This window comes from Candidatus Poriferisodalis sp., assembly GCF_965198245.1.
Classification (GTDB): Bacteria; Actinomycetota; Acidimicrobiia; order Acidimicrobiales; family Poriferisodalaceae; genus Poriferisodalis.
Window position 1 is genome coordinate 1,004,334 of record NZ_OZ240249.1, and the last position, 17,363, is coordinate 1,021,696.

The following is a 17,363-nucleotide window of genomic DNA, read 5'->3' on the forward strand; positions in this document are numbered from 1 at the left end:
CCGCCTCCGCAATGCTGATCGCCCTCACTGGCGGTCACGGCGATAGCCCCAGCTACAGCTCGAACAGCCGGCGAGCGTTGTCGCCGATGAAGTCACGCTGCGCCTCGGCGGGGAACATGTCGACGAGTTCGTCGAGGTCGAGCACATATTCCGGGGTGTGGTCGGCGTGGGGGAAGTCGCTGGCCCACATGAACCGGTCGTGCCCGAAGCGCTTCGCGAGTGCAGGAATCGTGCGCTCGTCGGGATCGCAGGAGATCCAGACCTGACGCATGAAGTACTCGCTCGGCTTCAGTTCCAGCGGCACCCGGGTGCCGGTGTAGGTGTGGGCGAAGACCGCGTCGATGCGGTCCAGGCAATAGCCGAGCCATCCGCCGCCCGATTCGAGCACTAGCACCTTGAGTTCGGGGAATCGGTCGAAGACCCCGTAGTCGAACAGCGACACGAATTGATGACGCACGCCGTCCGACGCGGTCATAGACGCTGTGAGCCGCAGGTCGCGCACGTGTTCCCAGGTGCCCATGCGAGTGCCCTTGGTCCATTGCGGTTCGAAGGTGGGGTGAATCGCAAACGGGACGCCCAGATCCTGCGCTGCTTCGAACACCGGGTCGTGATCGGGATGACCGAGCGGGCGCGAACTGTGTGTGAACGGTGCGACGAAGGCTCCTCGCGCTCCGTCGGCGACAGCGCGCCGCAGCTCAGCCGCCGCAGCGACGGGATCGGTGAGCGACAAGTGCGCGATAGGAACGAGCCGGTCCGAATGATCGCGGCAGAATTCGCAGATCCATCGGTTGTAAGCGCGGGTGTAGGCCTGGCTGAGCTCAGGGTCGGTGAGTTCGGCTTCCCACAACAGCCCCATCGTCGGCAAGAGGACCGCGATGTCGAGGCCTTCAGCGTCGAGCAACTCGATCCGTTGATGGGGATCCATGGCGCCGAAGGGGATCTCGCCCAGATATGTGCGCTCGGGGTTGAACATGATGTCAGGCAAGTCGGCTGCGCCCATTGCACCCAGCGTGGAGACCATGCCAGGGCGCGCCAGTTTGCTCAGTTGGTTGTCGATCATGAGCACTTCGAGACCGCGTTCAGGTTCGATCTCGATGCGCAGTGCCCGGTCCCTGTAGCGCTCCTCGAGGTATTCCTCCCACAGGTCGGGTGGCTCGAGGATGTGCCCGTCGGCATCCACGGCGCCGGCGTGTGCGATCTTGTGCACCTCGTGCATGTGGCGCTGACCGCCGTGAGCGGACAGATCTCTCTGGATGGTCGTGCTCATGATTCCCCCAATGTGCCCGATTCGCCCCAATGATCCCGCCAGCATTCTCGCACGGTGTACATCCGATGTCAGCGGAAGCGTCCCGCCGAAGTGTCTGCAGAGCGGTACCGGCGCACGAACACGCGCCATGGGCGACAATCTGACCCTGACCGAATACCGCTGCAGAGGACGATGACATGAGCGAGGGCAACGGAAATACAACAGGTCGTCTGGCTGGCAAGGCAGCGGTGATCACTGGCGGCGCGAGCGGCATGGGACGGTCCACTGTCGAGCGGTTCCTGGCCGAAGGCGCCTCAGTCGTGATCGGCGACCTCAACGCCGACGCAGGACACGCATTCGTGGAGCAACTGACCGCGTCTGGCCACAGCGAGCGTGCTCGCTTCACCCGCACGGACGTATCGGTAGAGGACGACGTGGCTGCCATGACCGAGCTGGCTGTCGAGGCCTTCGGCCGGCTGGACGTGGTCTTCAACAACGCCGGCATCGGCGGGGCCTTCGGCCCGATCACCGAACTGGACACCGATGCCTGGGACGAGACGTTCGCCATCCTGGTGCGCTCAGTGATGCTGGGCACCAAGCACGCTGCCCGGGTCATGATCCCTCAGGGCACCGGCGGCTCGATCATCAACACCGCATCGATTGCCGGCGTTGGCGGTGGGGCCGGCCCGCAGGCGTATTCGGCAGCCAAAGCAGCCGTCATCAGCCTGGCTCAGACAACGGCGCTGGAGTTGGCACCCCACCGCATCCGGGTGAATGCGATCTGCCCAGGGCTGATCTTCACCCCGCTGATGCACAGCGGCAATGAGGCCCAAGCCGAGGAGGTGATGGCGGAGCTGCAGCCATGGCCGCAACGAGGCGAGGGCAGCGATATTGCATCAACGGCGCTGTTCTTGGCCAGCGATGACAGCAGATTCGTGAGCGGTCAGCAGCTCGTGGTGGACGGCGCCATGCTGGCGGCGGGTCCCCGCATCCACGGAAAGATGCACAACACGCGCAATCTGCATCGCATGGCCGGCATGGCGTACGGCACGACCGGCAAGGCCGCTTCGGTTCGCCGCCTCTAGCCGCGACGCTCGTGACTCAGCGCGTCCCGGTGATCGGGGTGTGCAATCGAGGTGAGCAGCTCAGCACGCTCGGCGAGCGTGCGGCCCCGCAGTTCCACCGCTCCGAACTCAGTTGCGACGATGTCCGCCACATACGCCGGCAGCGTCGTGGGGGCGCCCTCTTCGAGGGTTGGAACGATGCGCGAGATGCGCCCGCCCGCAGCCGTCGACGGCATCGCGACGATGGCTCGGCCTCCGGTTGCCACGCAGGCGCCGAACGCGAAGTCGGGGGCGCCGCCGGGTCCGGAGATATAGCGGCCGCCGACGACCTCGGAGTTCGCCGAGCCGTCGAGCGCCATCTGCACGGTGGACTGCAGCGCGACGAAGTTGCGTACCTGGGCGATGCCCTCGATGCCGTGGCTCAGCGAGCCACGCACCAACTGCACTGCCGGATTGCGGTCGACCCAGTCGTAGAGCCGGCGTGTGCCCATCACTTCTGCGGCGACGCTCACGCCATCGCCCAACGGCCCCTTGTGGCGGTTGTCCACCGCACCGCTGGCGATGAGGTCGATGCAAGCGTCGTTGATCATGCCGCCGTGGAGTCCGAGGTGGCGACGGTCTCCGAGGCTGGACAGCACGGCGTCGGGAATCGACCCGATCCCGAACTGCAGCGTGGTCCCATCGCCGATGTACTGGCCGACGTGAGTTGCGATGGCCCGGGCGGTGTCATCGACGACGGCCGGCGCCAGCTCGGCCAGCGGCTCATCGATCTCGACCAGCGCATCAAAGTCGGTCCGGTGGCATTCGCCTTCCCCACCCACGTAGGGCATCTGCGGGTTCACCTGCGCGATCACCAGCGGCGTCGATCGCAACAGCTGGACATGGCCACCGACGCCAGTGCCGAGGCTCATGCGCCCCTGCGCATCGGGCGGGCTGGCCTGGCACGCCACGACATCGGCTTCGAGCCCGCCGTTGGGGCCCACGAGGCCGGTGATGTCTGAGTAGCGGGCGGGTACGACGTCGAAGTGCGGGCTGCCGTGCGCATCGCGCAATGCGCCGCTGGGCTGCAGCGAGGTCCAGCGGAATGGGTTGCCGAGATGGTCGAGCGGTGCAGGCCTGCTGAGCAGGAATGCGCTCACGAACTCGAGTTGCTCGAAGCGATCGTGTGCAGCGTCAATCCCGCTCAGCAAGCCGTATGGGGTTGCTGAGCCCTGCGCTGCATAGACGCGTGCCCGGCGTCCGATGCGCTCGACGGCAGTGTCGAGGCTCACCTGGGTTCCGGCACGGTTGCCGTTGTGAGGTATGCGGCCGTCGGGACTCATCGATGCGGTGCTCCTCGTGTTGAGGGTCCAGCTACCGGAGGTGCCGACGGGTCGCCTGCACGTCCGGGCGAACTGTACGGGACCCGCAATGGCAATATTCCCGGTCATGAGCTCTCAAGCGACCGACCTCAACGCCATGCCCGCACCGGATCTGGTATCCGAACTCACGCCAGATGTCGCCGACGCCGCGGTGGGCTCGGGAGATCAAGCAGTCATCGAACGTGCCGCGTCGTGGGCTCGCGACTATGTCGCGCCGCGGGCCGAGTCGTGGGAGCGAGATCGCCGCTTCGCGACCGAGGCATTTGCGAGTGCCGCCGGCGAAGATCTCTGCGGGCTGTTGGTGCCCGTGGCCGACAGCGGGTCCGGCATGAGCCAGATCGGTCTCGCACGCGTGCTTGAGGAGATCGCCGCTGCGGACTTTGCCATCGCCTTCTCGCTGGTGTGTCACAACAACCTGGCGGGGGCAGTGAGCCGGCGAGCCCCTGCGGAGCTTCGTGCCCGAGCGCTGCCGCCGCTCGTTTCGGGTGAACGGCTTGGCGCTTTCCTGCTCACCGAGCCCGGCGTGGGCAGCGACGCCGCCAAGATCACCACCTCGGCACGCCGTGACGGCGACGAATGGGTTCTCGACGGCGAGAAGGCTTGGGTCAGTAACGGCACCTCTGCGGAGCTGCTGTCGGTGTACGCGCAGACCGATCCCGCAGCCGGCCATCGAGGCATTGTGACCTTTCTCATCGATGGCAGTACCGACGGCGTCGAACGCTCCGAGGGGTACGAATTGAGCGGCGCACACGGCCTCGGAACCAACGGCATCAGCTTCGAGAATTGCCGAGTGTCCGATGGCGATGTGATGGTGCCCGTGGGCGAGGGCTTCGTTGCGGCAATGGAGGGCATCGACATCGCCCGCGTCCTGGTCGCGGCGATGTGCTGCGGCATGATGCGCACCGGATTGGCGACGGCCATCGAATACGTGCGCCAACGTCAGGCCTTCGGCGGCCGCATCGCCGACCTGCAAGGGGTGCGGTTCCGGCTGGCCGACGTGGCCACAGACCTCGAAGCGTCGCGCCTGCTGGCGTACCGGGCAGCACTCGCAGTGGCGGAGGGCCGCCCGGCGGCCGTGATGGCCGCGCATGCCAAGAAGTTCGCGACTCGCGCAGCAGAGCGACGGCTGGCGGACTGCATGCAGGTGATGGGCGCCGTCGGCGCACGTCGGGATCACCCGCTGCCCCGCCACCTGGCAGCTTCGCGGCTGACGCACTACGTCGACGGTGCGACCGAAATCCAAGATGTCGTGATCAGCAGGACGCTGCTCGACTGAACACACCTGCTGGCCGGATATCGGGCCGGCGACAGGCCGCGACGGTCGATGCACATTGCTCACGGATGACGTGTGAACACTGAGCGTGGTTCATGTACCCCACGGGTGTTAACTGTCTTCAAAGGTGATCACAACTCGGTCCACAGCTCGCTCGGACTGTCCCGGGGACCACCTCGAACACAACATTTCGAGAGGGGGTAAGAGTGGGTTCGGCTCTGCTGTATGCGAACCCCGAGGGCGACGCCCTCGAGGACATTGTGAACGTCAGCCAATATCCGGTTGGCAACGTCCAGAACGCCGGAGGTTCAGTCAACGAGAGTTGGGCGGACATGGTGGCCACGACGAGGCGGGCCCTGGCAGCCGACGGGTGCGCAACGCTGCCGGGATTCTTGACCGACGAGGGGTTACGGCGAGCACGCAGCGAAATCTCCTCACTGATGCCGAAGGCACCGCTGCGTCATGAGACCTCGAGCGTCTACGCGCGCTCCGATCTCGAAGTGGGTCTCGCGCCGGACGATCCTCGCCAGATCCAGATGTCACGCCTGATCGGTCACCTCACCCGCGACCAGATCCCGCCCGACGTGGTGCTGGCGCGCGTGTATGCCGCACCTGGCGTCAAGCAATTCGTGGCGGCGTGCGTCGGCGAAGTCCGGGCGTTCGAATACGCCGACCCGCTGGCGGGGCTTGTTGTCACGGTGACGCCCCCGGGCGGCGAGCTCCACTGGCACTACGACACCAACGAGTTTGTCGTCACGCTCATGGTGGCCGAACCTGATTCCGGCGGCGACTTCGAGAACGTCTCGCAAGGCTGCAGCAGCACCTCGTCGCCACGGACTGCGACGCGCTGCTGCTCTATGACCCGCTCAACGTCAGGTACGCCACCGGCACGACGAACATGGCGGTGTACTCGCTGCACCACCCCTGCCGGTACGCACTCGTGCCTGCGGAGGGTCCGGTCACTCTGTTCGAGTTCAAGACGTGTGAACACCTCTCCGAGGGGCATCCCGCCGTGGGTGAGGTGCGAAATGCGGTGAGTTGGTACCACTTCATCACCGGGCCGCGTACTGGTGAATTCGCCGATCGCTGGGCCGCAGAAATCGCTTCACTGCTCGGTTCGAGTCCGTTCCGGCGGCGGGGCACCCAGCCCAGGCTTGCCGTGGATCGGCTGGACCCGCTGGGCCTGTGGGCCCTCGGTCGTCACGGCGTGACGGTGACAGATGGCGGTGACATCGTCAGCGGGGCCCGAGCAGTCAAGTGCCCGGGAGAAATTGCAGCTATCCGGGCGGCCATCCAGGTCTGCGAGCGGGCCATCGCGGCAATGGAGGCCTCGTGCCGGCCTGGCATCACCGAGCAGGAACTCTGGTCGGTGATGCATCAAGTCGCCATCGCTGGCGGCGGAGAGTGGTTCGAGACCCGTTTGCTCACATCTGGGCCTCGTACGAACCCGTGGTACCAGGAGTGCTCGGATCGGGTGATCCGCGACGGCGACCTCGTCGCTTTCGACACTGATCACGTGGGCCTGGGCGGATACACCGTGGACGTGTCACGCACTTGGCTCGCGGGCGACGCCAAGCGCACGCCCGAGCAGCGCACCATGTATGCCGCCGCATGCGAGCAGGTGCAGCGCAATATCGAGCTGCTGCAGCCAGGGGTGACCTTCGCAGAGCTCTCCGAGCGCGCCTACCTGCCACTCGGCGAGCTGCACTCGGAGGCGAATGCGTGCGTTGTCCATGGCATGGGCCTGTGCAACGAATTCCCACTGGTGCTCAACCGCGAGCTCTTCGGGAAAGATGGCTATGACGGCGTGCTCGAGGCCGGGATGGTGCTGTGCGTCGAGAGCTTGGTGGCCCCTGTCGGGCGCCCCGAGGCTGTCAAGCTCGAGGAACAGGTGGTTGTCACCCCGACAGGTCCTGAATTGCTGTCGAAGTCGCCGTTTTGTGAGGCCCTGCTGAGCTGACTGGCGAGATCGCCCCAGAGTATCGCCAGCGGTTCGACCAGGAGTCTGTGTTGCGCACGAGCGCCCACACCCGCGTCGATTTCTCCTGACGGCCAACTGGCCGCGCTCGGCTTCAGCTGTTCTTTGGATCGCCGAGCCACGCGACGATGGCATCGGCGACTTGACGCTCCGGCGCGTCGTCGGCGGTCTCTGGACGCATGAGTGCCGACCACTCCAAGTCGAGGCCGGAGCGTCCGCAACGCACGGCTGCGAGTCGTCCTGTGTCCATCCACGGCGACATCGCCCACCGGCTGAGAATCGATACTCCAAAATCGGCTGCGATCATTTCGGCGATCGCACCTGTTTGCTCAAGCACCGTAATCGTGCGAGGTGAAACACCGGAGGGTCGGAGAAAGCGTTCGTACTCGAAGCCCGGCGATGGTTGACGGTTGTAGGTGAAGTAGTCCTCTTCGGCTAACGCCTCGGACCCGATCCATGAACGGCTCGCAAGGCGATGCCCCGGGTGGGTGACGAGCACGAGTTCGTCTGTGAACACGTGCAGTGTTTCATTCGTTCCCTGAGCGGGACCAGGAGCAAGTACCAGGTCAGCCGTACCGTCAGCGAGTCGATGTGCTGGCGCGTCACCAATGACGACGAGTTCCAGCAGCAGTCCTTCCAATCGCTCGCTCGCTGCCGCGGCGAATGGCGCCAGCCAGTGGTAACAGTCGTAAGAGCCGACTCCGATGCGAACGGTGGCGGTCGTCCCGCCGACACTGCGCATGAAATCCCGTTCGGCGCGGCCCAAGTCCGGCATCGCGCGATGCGCGGCTTGGCACAGAGCGAGCGCAGCGGGCGTCGGCTGCATGCCACGCGACGGGCGGCGTTCGAATAAGCGTCCGCCGAGCCGTCGTTCGGCCTCCGCCAATCGATGGCTGACAGCCGACTGGCTGACATGAAGTCGGCCAGCTGCCGCGGTGACTGATCCGGTGTCCGAAACCGCCACGATGGTTTCGTAATGGTGCATTTCCAAACGTGATGACATAGCTACAAAATCACCAGCCTGGACGAGATATGTGAATAAATATAATGATTGCTATTAAAGTCATGCATTTGTTTCGCCTGAACATGGTCGCATCGACCGGTGATTCTCGCGCTGAAGCACCGTTCACATACGTTTTGTGTTGGTATCTGGCTTGTCATTGGTATGACCATAAGGATGAAACGGCTGTTATTCCTCTGCCGAATACAGGAAACTAGAGAAGTGTAGTTCAATACTAAACGGGACCACCCCAGTGGGATTGGTCATGACGACCTGAAGTGCGTAAATTGTACAACTTCGCCCGCATCTCGTAAGAGTGTTGCACTTTATTCACGCTGGTTTCCGTACATGACTGTCTGTAACGCCGGGGGAATTCCATTGTGACATGCATGAACGCCAAGCGCACGATGCATCAGGGACTATCGGAATACCAGAGAAAATGGGATGTATGTCTTGACACCGAGAAGGTGATCGATATATCGCGCCACCGTCAGGCCACGTAAATTCTGTGGCAAGCATCTGCTAGGCGCCGTTGTCGACAAATGACCCTGGAGGGCGCTTAGCGACGCATTGCGGTGCCGTCTGGATCCCAGAGGCATCCGTTGACAAGATGCGCCACTCGCCGCTCGCCCACGATCACTATTTTGAATTCGACATCGTTGTTGGCAAACTCGACCGGCACATAGCCCATGGCGACCGATGCATCGCTGTAGTGGGCATAGCCACCTGAAGTAACCCAGCCGACCGGGTCGCCATTGCAGAAGATGGGTTCATCGGCCACGGCATCGAAACCGGAGCGATCCCTCACGCCCGGGATGGTCCACGTGCGCAGCGCCATCGAACCCTGCGGCGCTGGGTTGACACCAGCCCTAGGTCGCCGAGGTCCGTTCTTGGCAATGAGTGCTGACCGGCCGACGAAGTCTGTGCCGTCGTCGTTGGATCTCGTGAACCGGATGAAGCGGCCCAGACCAGCCTCGAGGGGGTCGTAGGTGGGTCGGTACTCGCGTGCCCAGTTGCCGAAGCTCTTGTCCAGTCGGAGCGAGTTGAGGGCATGGAGGCCAAACAGGCGCAGCCCGTGCGCTGCGCCATGCGACAACAGCAGGCTGAACACATGCTGCAGGAGGCCTGCATCCATCCACAGCTCGTATCCGAGATCGCCCGTGTAGCTCAGGCGACCGCACCAGACTCGCGCCCAGCCGACGTCGATAGCCGTGAAGCTGCCGAAGCCCATGGCTTCGCGCGAGACATCAGCGTCAGTGACTTCGGCCAGCAGCGTCCTCGATTTCGGTCCTGCGATGGCCACGCCGCACATTTCCATACCAAGCGTGCGGTACCACACGGGTTCCCGCGACGCCGGTCCATCCGGCGCTGTGCCTTTTGACGCCGGTCCATCCGGCGCTGTGCCCTTCCAGCGGGCGAGATCCTCGTCGAACCAGCGCTCGTAGTAACGCTCGGCAACGCCCGAACCGAAGATCATGAAGCGCTCGCTGCTCGATGTATTCGCCGTGGCGCCTGCTGTCACCGTCTGTGCAGGTCCATCGGCGCTCCCGATCGCTGGAGGCAGGCAGGCGATGGTGAGGTCGCCAGTGAGGTTCCCCTGCTCGTTGCACATCGGTGCGAGAGCGATTCGTCCCGGTCGCGGCAACCTGCCCGCGGTGAGGTGCGTGAGCCACGCTCGCGCACCGGGCCCTTCGACGAGGAACTTGGCGAATCCCGACGTCTCCATGAGTCCGACGTCGTTGCGAACGGCGTGAACTTCGGCTCTCACATGGGGCCATGCGTTGGAGCGTCCGAAGGTGACGTCCTCGACGGTCCCCGCCTCGGGCGCGAACCACAGAGGCACCTCCAAGCCGAAGGCGTCGCCGAAGACTGCCCCGGCCTGGCGTTGGTCCTCGTAAATCGAGGTTGTCGCAAGCGGACGACCCTCACCGAAGAATTCGTTCGGGAAGCGGATGCTGAAACGTCGTTGGTAGTTCTCGCGCACCTTGGCGGCGGTGTAGGAGCGAGTCGCCCAGTCGCCGAACCTGGCGACGTCCATGGCCCACACGTCGAAACCGGGATCCCCGGTCGTCATCCAGTTGGCGAGCGCGAGCCCGACGCCTCCCGCCTGTGAGAGACCAGCCATCACCGCGCAAGCCGACCAGTAGCCCGGCAAACCGCGGATCGGACCGACGAGGGGATTCCCGTCAGGCGCAAAGGTGAACGGACCGTTGACCACCCGTGCGATGCCGACATCGGCAAGTACCGGAAAATGCCTGAACGCGGTCTCCAGCGACGGGGCGATGCGTTCGAGGTCGGGTGTCAGCAGGCGCTTGTCGAAGTCCCACGGCGTCTGCTGGCGCTGCCAAGCCACAGCTGCCTGCTCATATGTGCCGACCAGCAGGCCCTGACCCTCTTGGCGCGTGTAGATCTCACCGCCAAAATCGATCGCGCCCATGAGCTCTTCGCCGGTGCGCTCATTGTGGGCGACGATCTCGGAGACGGGCTCAGTGATCACATATGTGTGCTCCATGGCGAGCACGGGCATCTCGAGTCCCACCATGCGTCCGACCTCGCGAGCCCACAGGCCACCAGCGTTGACGACATGCAACGCTTCGATCCAGTCGTCGCAGTCGGCTGTGCTTGATGCGCCTGCGAGATCGCCGCGGGCTGTGTCGTAGAGCCCGATCCGCCAGGCGCCGTCGGGTGTGCGCTCGATGCGGCGAGCCCACCTATGGCGGCGCACCTGTGCCCCGGCCGCCATCGCCGCCCTGGCATAGGCGTAGGTCACGCCCGTCGGATCGACATGGCCGTGGTCGGCATCGAACATCGCTCCGACGAATTGGCTCGGATCGATGATGGGCACAAGCGCCGCGGCCTCGTCCGCCGAGATCATCTCGGAGGCAATGCCGAGATATCGTCCGCGTGCGTCGGTCATCCGAAGCCAGTCGAGACGCTCAGGCGTGTCGGCCAGCGAGATCGCGCCAGTCACATGAATGCCGCAGTCCTGACCCGAGAGTGCTTCGATTTCGCGGTACAGCTCGATCGTGTACTTCTGCAGCTTCGCCACAGTCGGGTCAGAATTGATCGGATGCATTCCGCCGGCGGCGTGCCACGTGGAACCCGCCGTCAGCTCAGAACGCTCGAGCAGCACCACGTCGGTCCAGCCAGCGCGAGTCAGGTGAAAGAGCACCGAAGCGCCAACGACGCCGCCGCCGATCACGACGGCCTGTACCCGGTCGGTCACGACGACGAAGTTTGCACCGATGAGGCCGTTGCGTCGAGTTCCATGGCTGGCGGCAAGGGGTTCGGCTCACTGCCGTGGCGGTCGGCGTTCTCGGCACCGTCGCCCGCAGGCACTGCCAAGTCGGCCACACAGGGGAGCGTCATCAGGTCCGCCGTCATCTTGTGGAAGCGGTTCAGCGGTTCCTCGAACCGAGGGGCCAGTGGTCCCGGAGGCGCACCGCCCAACGAGATGCCGCGCTGGGCCCGCTCGCAGATGTCGATGTCCTCGTCGTTCACTTCGATCCAGAAGCGGCGCGTGATCTCGAACGACTCGCACAATGCGGCCGGCGGCTCGGGTCCAGTCATCGGACCGGGTGGGAACAGGAACGTGCAGTGTTCAAGGGTGCGGCCTGCGCCCAGCGGCTGCAGCGTCATCAGGAACATGTGGCTCGGCAGCACGGCCAGCAACACGTTGGGAAAGAGCGCAACGAATCTGCCGCTGGCGGCATCAGAGTTGTCGAGGCTGGCCGCTGCAGGCAGTTTCAGCCAATCGTCACGCTCGTCCCCCGACACAGGCGTGGTGGTCTGCCCGCAGTACATGCCTGGCCCCTGGTACCGATAGTGGTCGGCGACACGCGACACCTTGGCCAGCTCCGGATGCACCCAGGGCAGGTGGTAGTACTCGGCAAAGTTCTCGACGATGAGCTTCCAGTTGGCGGCCACGTCGAAGGTGCATGCCGCTTCTTCGAGCTCGACGGGATGCCACTTCTCGAAGCCGTAGGCGGCCATGCGGTCACCCAGATCGCCGAGCCACGCGCTCAACGGCGGGGAGTCGTTGTCGAGACAGGCAAACACGAGCGGACCCCAGGTATCCACTCTCACCCGGATCAGTCCGTAGTCCGCCAAGTCGAAGCCATCTCGCGGCACCGTGTCGAACATCGGTGCGGACACGAGCTGGCCGTCCGCGCTGTAGTGCCAACGGTGATAGGGGCAGCGGATCGTGTTCGCGATGTCGCAATCGGCCTCGGCGAGCTCGGTGCCACGGTGGCGGCAGGAATTCAAGAAGCCGTGCAGACCCGTTTCGGTTCGGGTCAGCAGAACGGAGCGTCCGCCGACCGAACGCACCAGCAGCCGACCTGGCCGCGCCACCTCGAAAGCCAGGGCCACCCCAACCCACGCCCGGCCGAACAGACGCTCCTGTTCAGCAGCAAAGAACTCCTCGTCGGCGTAGACCGCGGGCTGCATCGCGAACGCGGCTTCGACCGGATTGCGATTCGGAGCCCAGAATTCAGACCCCGGTTGTGTCCATTGGGCCTTCGGTCGTGCCAGTGGAGTCGTCATTTCGTAGTTCTAGCCCGTTCTCGCCAACTCTCCGAACAGCAGTGCGCGGACCACGGCGCGGGCTATCCGTCGTGTTCGCTCTCGGGGCTGCCCGAGCGCCCTGCCGGACGTATCTCGGCGATGAGATCGCCGGGCTCGAGCAGGGCGCCCGGTGCTGCTGCGATCGATACGACAGTTCCAGCAACCGGAGCCGAGATCGACGACTCCATCTTCATGGCCTCGATCACCGCGATCGTGTCGCCAACGGCGACCTGATCGCCCTCGGCCACCGCGACGTTGACCGAGCCCCGGAAGGGTGCTGCCACGTGCCCGGGCACGCTTGGGTCGGCGCGGGCATGGGTGGGACGGTCCGCTGCAACGGTGCGATCCAGCGTGTCGATGTCGCGGGGCTGACCGTTGACCCGGAAGTTGACCATGCGGATGCCCTCGTCGTTGGGCTCGCTGATCGATCGCAGACCGAGCAGCAGACGCACGCCGGGGCCGAGCACCACTGCAGTGTCCCAAGCGTGAGGATCCAGCCCGTACCAGAACAGCAGTGATGGCAGCACTGACAGGTCGCCATAGCGCTCGGTGTTCTCTGCTTGCGCGGACGATGGTGTCGGGAAGAGCAGCCGGTTGAGCGTGGCGCGCCGATCAGTGGCCAAACCCGCCTTGTCGTCGTCGGTGAGGTCTTTGGTCTTGGGTGTCCAATCGCGGTCCTCGGTTGCCTGAGAGCGGAACGGCTCAGCGAACCCGCCGGGCGGGGTTCCGAGTTCGCCGTGAAGGAATCCGATGACGCTGTCGGGCAAGTCGGCGCCAGCGGGATCAGCCGCCAGCTCGTCGGGAGTGACGCCCGAGGCCACGAGGTGCAGGGCGAGGTCGCCGACAACCTTGGATGACGGCGTGACCTTGATGGGGCGACCGAGCAGTTCATTGCACGCCGCGTAGAGCCGTTCCACCTCCTCGAAACGATGCCCGATGCCGAGCGCCCGAGCCTGTGCCCGCAGGTTTGACAGCTGTCCGCCTGGAATCTCGTGGCGATAGATGGTGCCGGTGGGCGACGGAAGCCCGGCTTCGAACGGCGCATATACACGGCGCACTGCCTCCCAGTAGGGCTCCATGTCGCCGATCGCGTCGAGATCGAGGCCGGTCTCCCGCTCGGTGTCGTCGGTCATCGCCACGACGGAGGCGATCGACGGCTGCGATGTCATCCCCGACAGCGGTGGCGCGGCCGCGTCAATGGCGTCCACACCTGCCTCCACCGCCGCCAGGTAGGTCGCGAGCTGCCCGCCGCCGGTGTCGTGCGTATGCAGGTGCACGGGCTGGGCGAAGCGCTCACGCAGCGCGCTGACCAGCGTCGACGCGGCAGACGGCCGCAGCAGCCCGGCCATGTCCTTGATGCACAGGATGTGCACCCCTGCGTCATCGAGCCCCGAGGCGACACCCAGGTAGTAGTCGAGCGTGTAGAGGTCCTCGTGGGGGCTGGACAGGTTGCCGGAGTAGCAGATCGTGCCCTCGGCAATTGCGCCAGCCTCGATCACCGCTTCGATGGCGGGTCGCATCTGGTCGATCGAATTGAACGCGTCGAAGACGCGGAAGATGTCCATCCCGCACTCGGCAGCCTCAGCCACGAATTGGTGCGCAACCGTGTCGGGATACGGCGAGTAGCCCACTGTGTTGCGTCCCCGCAACAGCATCTGAGTGCAGATGTTGGGCGCCGCCGCCCGGATGCGTCGCAGGCGCTCCCAGGGGTCCTCGTGCAGGAACCGCAGTGCCACGTCGAAGGTGGCACCGCCCCAGCACTCCATGCTGAGTAGTTGCGGCATGAAGTGAGCCATCTGGCGGGCACCGGCCACGAGGTCGATGGTGCGCAGTCGCGTGGCAAGGATCGACTGGTGGGCATCGCGCAGCGTGGTGTCGGTGACGGCAACCGCAGTCGCAGCACGCAGCTCAGCGGCAAAGCGAGCCGGTCCGAGCTCGGCGAGACGCTGCCGCGATCCAACGGGCGGCGCGCCCTGCACTGGCCGCAGCTTGGAAGCTGGATCGATGTCGGTCGGCGCCGGGCCGTTCGGCTGGTGGATGGTCATATCGGCCAGGTACCGCAGCAAGCGGGTGGCACGGTCGGCCCCGACGGATGCTGCGGTCAGCTCGGGTCGATCATCGATAAACGTCGTCGTGACTGGCCCGGCTCGGAATTCGGGGTCCGCGAGGACCGCCTGCAGGTACGGCTGGTTGGTCGACACACCCCGGACCCGGTACTCAGCCAGGGTGCGCTGCATCCGGCGGACCACGGTGTCGAAATCGGGACCCCGGCAGGTGATCTTCTCGATCATCGAGTCGAAGTGCGGTGTGATCTCCACGCCTTGATAGACGCAACCGTCGAGACGCACCCCGGCGCCGCTGGCGGGCCGGTACGCGACGATCCGGCCGGTGTCGGGCCGGAAGTCATGCGCCGGATCTTCGGCGGTGACCCGGCACTGCATTGCGAAGCCACGCAGGCTGATGCGTTCCTGGGCGAGTCCGAGGTCCGCCAGCGTGGCGCCCGACGCAATGCGCAGCTGCGATTCCACCAGATCGACGTCGGTCGCTTCCTCAGTCACGGTGTGCTCGACCTGGATGCGGGGATTCATCTCGATGAAGACGTGGCGGTCGCCAGCTTCGACGAGAAACTCCACGGTGCCCGCGTTGGCGTAGCCGATGGACTCGGCGAAATGCACGGCATCGGCAAGCAATTGCTGCCGTACTGCCTCGTCGAGATCCCGCGCCGGGGCCATCTCGACGACCTTCTGGAAGCGTCGTTGCACCGAGCAGTCCCGCTCGAAGAGGTGCACGACATTGCCTTCGGTGTCGGCCAGGACTTGCGCCTCGATGTGGCGCACGTCGGTCATGGCTTCCTCGCAGAAGACCGTGCCGTCGCCAAAGGCGCTGTGCGCCTCGCGGCGGGCCGCCTCGACCGCTTCGGCCAGATCCCCGGGGCGCTCCACACGCCGCATGCCGCGACCGCCTCCGCCCGAGGCCGCTTTGACGAACAGCGGAAAGCCGATATCCGCTGCAGCGGCGACGATGTCGGCGTTTGTGGCGTCGTCTTCGATGGGTGCGGCCTGGCGCAGCACCGGCAGGCCGGCCTCGTCGGCGGCTTGTCGCGCTCGCATCTTGTTGCCGGTCAGGCGCAGCACCTCTGCGCTCGGCCCGACGAACGTGACACCTGCCGCTGCGCACGCGTCTGCGAGATCTGGGCTCTCGGACAGGAATCCGTACCCGGGATAGATCGCATCGGCACCGACTTCGACGGCTTTGGCCACGATGGCGGAGTGGTCGAGGTAGGCCCGGACTGGCCGGCCCTCTTCGCCGATGACGTACGCCTCGTCTGCCTTGATGCGATGCAACGCGCCGCTGCGTTCTTCCTCGACGGGGAGGATCGCGACCGTGCGGATGCCGAGTTGAGTTGCCGCCCGGAAGGCACGGATGGCGATCTCGCCTCGGTTAGCCACCAGGAGCTTCTTCATGACGACCTCCGGTGCTCAGAGACTATGAGCGTCGGCGAAGAGGTGGCGGTGCCCGTCAGCCCCGCTTGCCTCGACTCTGCGCAGAAATGCCGCTTCAGGCGGCAAGTTTGCACACAGAAAGCGTGGCAGCAGTTCTCCGCGCCGCCTCTGTATTCGCTGACCTAGCGTGCGCTGCGTGACAGCGTGGCTATTGGACCCCGAAGTGCTGCACCTCAATCACGGTTCGTTCGGCGCAACGCCGGCGGCCGTTCTTGACGCCCAGAACAGCATTCGGGAGCGCATTGAAGCCAACCCGACGCGGTTCTTCCTCGAAGGCGAGTACCAGGAGGCGCTCGACGAGGCACGGCGCGCCGTGGCGCAGTTTGTCGGCGCGGACGAGGGCGGCACGGTGTTCGTTACGAATGCGACGGCGGGCGTGAACTCGGTGCTGCGTTCCTTGGAGCCGGCCTTGTTGCCTGGTGATGAAATCCTGGTGACCGACCACGAGTACAACGCCTGTGCCAACGCGGCCGTCGTGTCGGCATCCCGAGCGAGTGCGGTCGTCACGACGGCGCAGGTGCCGTTCCCGCTGGAGCACCAGCGCGACGTGGTCGATGCGGTGCTTGCTGCCGTGACCGACCGCACCCGCATCCTGTTGATCGACGCAGTGACCTCTGCGACAGGCCTCGTGCTGCCGGTCGTCGAACTCGCAGCAGAACTCGAGCCCGACGTGCAGGTTCTTGTCGATGCTGCACATGCCCCCGGCATGATCGACTTCGATGTGGCCCAGTCGGGCGCGTCCTATGTCACCGCCAACTGCCACAAGTGGATGTGCTCGGCCAAGGGCGCCGCGTTCTTGTGGGTACGGCCCGATCGGCGCGACGGCCTGTACCCAGCGGTCATCAGCCATGGGTACAACGGCGGCTGGCCGTCCGAAGGAGGCCACCTGCACGCCCAATTCGACTGGACGGGAACGCACGACCCGAGCGCGTGGTTGACCGTCCCCCATGCCCTGGCCGCAGTCGAGGCGATGCATCCCGGCGGCTGGCCCGGTGTGAAAGCTGCGATCCGCGAAATGTGTCTCGGGGGCCGCGACGTGCTCATCGAGGCGCTCGGCATCGCTCCGCCGGCGCCGGCGGACATGATCGGCGCTATTGCGAGCGTGCCGCTGCCGCCTGCCGACAATTCGGGCTCGGCGATCTTCGACCCGCTCATGGCTGCGCTGCGGGAGCGGCATGGCATCGAGGTGCCGGTGTTCACCTGGCCTGCGCCGCCGGACCGGGTCCTGCGAATCTCGGCCCACCTCTACAACCGGCCGTCCGACTACGACCGTCTGGCCGAAGCCCTCGCAGCCGAACTCCGTTGACAGCTTCTGCGGTCTCCCTATAAGTTGCTGCTGAGCGCTCACGAGTGCGACGGCCCGCACGCCGAG

At 65.3% G+C, this 17,363-nt stretch carries 10 protein-coding genes; 4 read left to right on the forward strand and 6 right to left on the reverse strand.

From position 1 onward, the window contains the following. Positions 1–52: 52 nt before the first annotated feature. Entirely contained in the window at positions 53–1,267 is a 1,215-nt protein-coding gene (locus ACOCMM_RS04765; protein ID WP_419552044.1) for an amidohydrolase family protein, read from the reverse strand. Positions 1,268–1,443: 176 nt separating this feature from the next. On the opposite strand from ACOCMM_RS04765, the gene ACOCMM_RS04770 reads away from it, so the two are divergent. Then, positions 1,444–2,331: an SDR family NAD(P)-dependent oxidoreductase gene (locus ACOCMM_RS04770; RefSeq protein WP_419552045.1), complete on the forward strand. Its 888-nt coding sequence runs from the start codon at positions 1,444–1,446 to the stop codon at positions 2,329–2,331. Here the strand turns inward: ACOCMM_RS04770 and ACOCMM_RS04775 are convergent. Then, positions 2,328–3,632, reverse strand: coding sequence for an acetyl-CoA hydrolase/transferase family protein (locus ACOCMM_RS04775; RefSeq protein ID WP_419552046.1), 1,305 nt, complete (start codon positions 3,630–3,632; stop codon positions 2,328–2,330). The two genes, ACOCMM_RS04770 and ACOCMM_RS04775, sit on opposite strands and share 4 nt — an antisense overlap. 106 nt (positions 3,633–3,738) lie before the next feature. Between ACOCMM_RS04775 and ACOCMM_RS04780 the strand changes: the two genes are divergently transcribed. Both ACOCMM_RS04780 and ACOCMM_RS04785 read left to right on the forward strand, forming a co-directional pair. Beyond that, complete coding sequence (locus ACOCMM_RS04780; RefSeq protein WP_419552047.1) at positions 3,739–4,947, forward strand: acyl-CoA dehydrogenase family protein; 1,209 nt, start codon at positions 3,739–3,741, stop codon at positions 4,945–4,947. Positions 4,948–5,956: 1,009 nt separating this feature from the next. Continuing rightward, positions 5,957–6,904 (forward strand): M24 family metallopeptidase, encoded by a 948-nt coding sequence (locus tag ACOCMM_RS04785; protein WP_419552048.1) that lies wholly within the window; start codon positions 5,957–5,959, stop codon positions 6,902–6,904. 112 nt (positions 6,905–7,016) lie between these two features. On the opposite strand, the gene ACOCMM_RS04790 is transcribed toward ACOCMM_RS04785, so the two are convergent. The 4 genes from ACOCMM_RS04790 to ACOCMM_RS04805 all read right to left on the reverse strand — a co-directional run bounded on the left by ACOCMM_RS04790 (position 7,017) and on the right by ACOCMM_RS04805 (position 15,952). Continuing rightward, complete coding sequence (locus ACOCMM_RS04790) at positions 7,017–7,907, reverse strand: LysR family transcriptional regulator (RefSeq protein ID WP_419552049.1); 891 nt, start codon at positions 7,905–7,907, stop codon at positions 7,017–7,019. A gap of 574 nt (positions 7,908–8,481) precedes the next feature. Continuing rightward, the gene (locus ACOCMM_RS04795) at positions 8,482–11,148 is read right to left on the reverse strand and encodes a GcvT family protein (RefSeq protein WP_419552050.1); all 2,667 of its coding nucleotides are present in this window, start codon (positions 11,146–11,148) and stop codon (positions 8,482–8,484) included. After that, entirely contained in the window at positions 11,145–12,467 is a 1,323-nt protein-coding gene (locus ACOCMM_RS04800; protein ID WP_419552051.1) for an aromatic ring-hydroxylating oxygenase subunit alpha, read from the reverse strand. The genes ACOCMM_RS04795 and ACOCMM_RS04800 overlap by 4 nt, the downstream gene beginning before the upstream one ends. Positions 12,468–12,529: 62 nt before the next feature. Next, the gene (locus tag ACOCMM_RS04805; RefSeq protein WP_419552052.1) at positions 12,530–15,952 is read right to left on the reverse strand and encodes a pyruvate carboxylase; all 3,423 of its coding nucleotides are present in this window, start codon (positions 15,950–15,952) and stop codon (positions 12,530–12,532) included. Positions 15,953–16,127: 175 nt separating this feature from the next. On the opposite strand from ACOCMM_RS04805, the gene ACOCMM_RS04810 reads away from it, so the two are divergent. Next, positions 16,128–17,297, forward strand: coding sequence for an aminotransferase class V-fold PLP-dependent enzyme (locus ACOCMM_RS04810; RefSeq protein WP_419552053.1), 1,170 nt, complete (start codon positions 16,128–16,130; stop codon positions 17,295–17,297). Positions 17,298–17,363 lie beyond the last annotated feature (66 nt).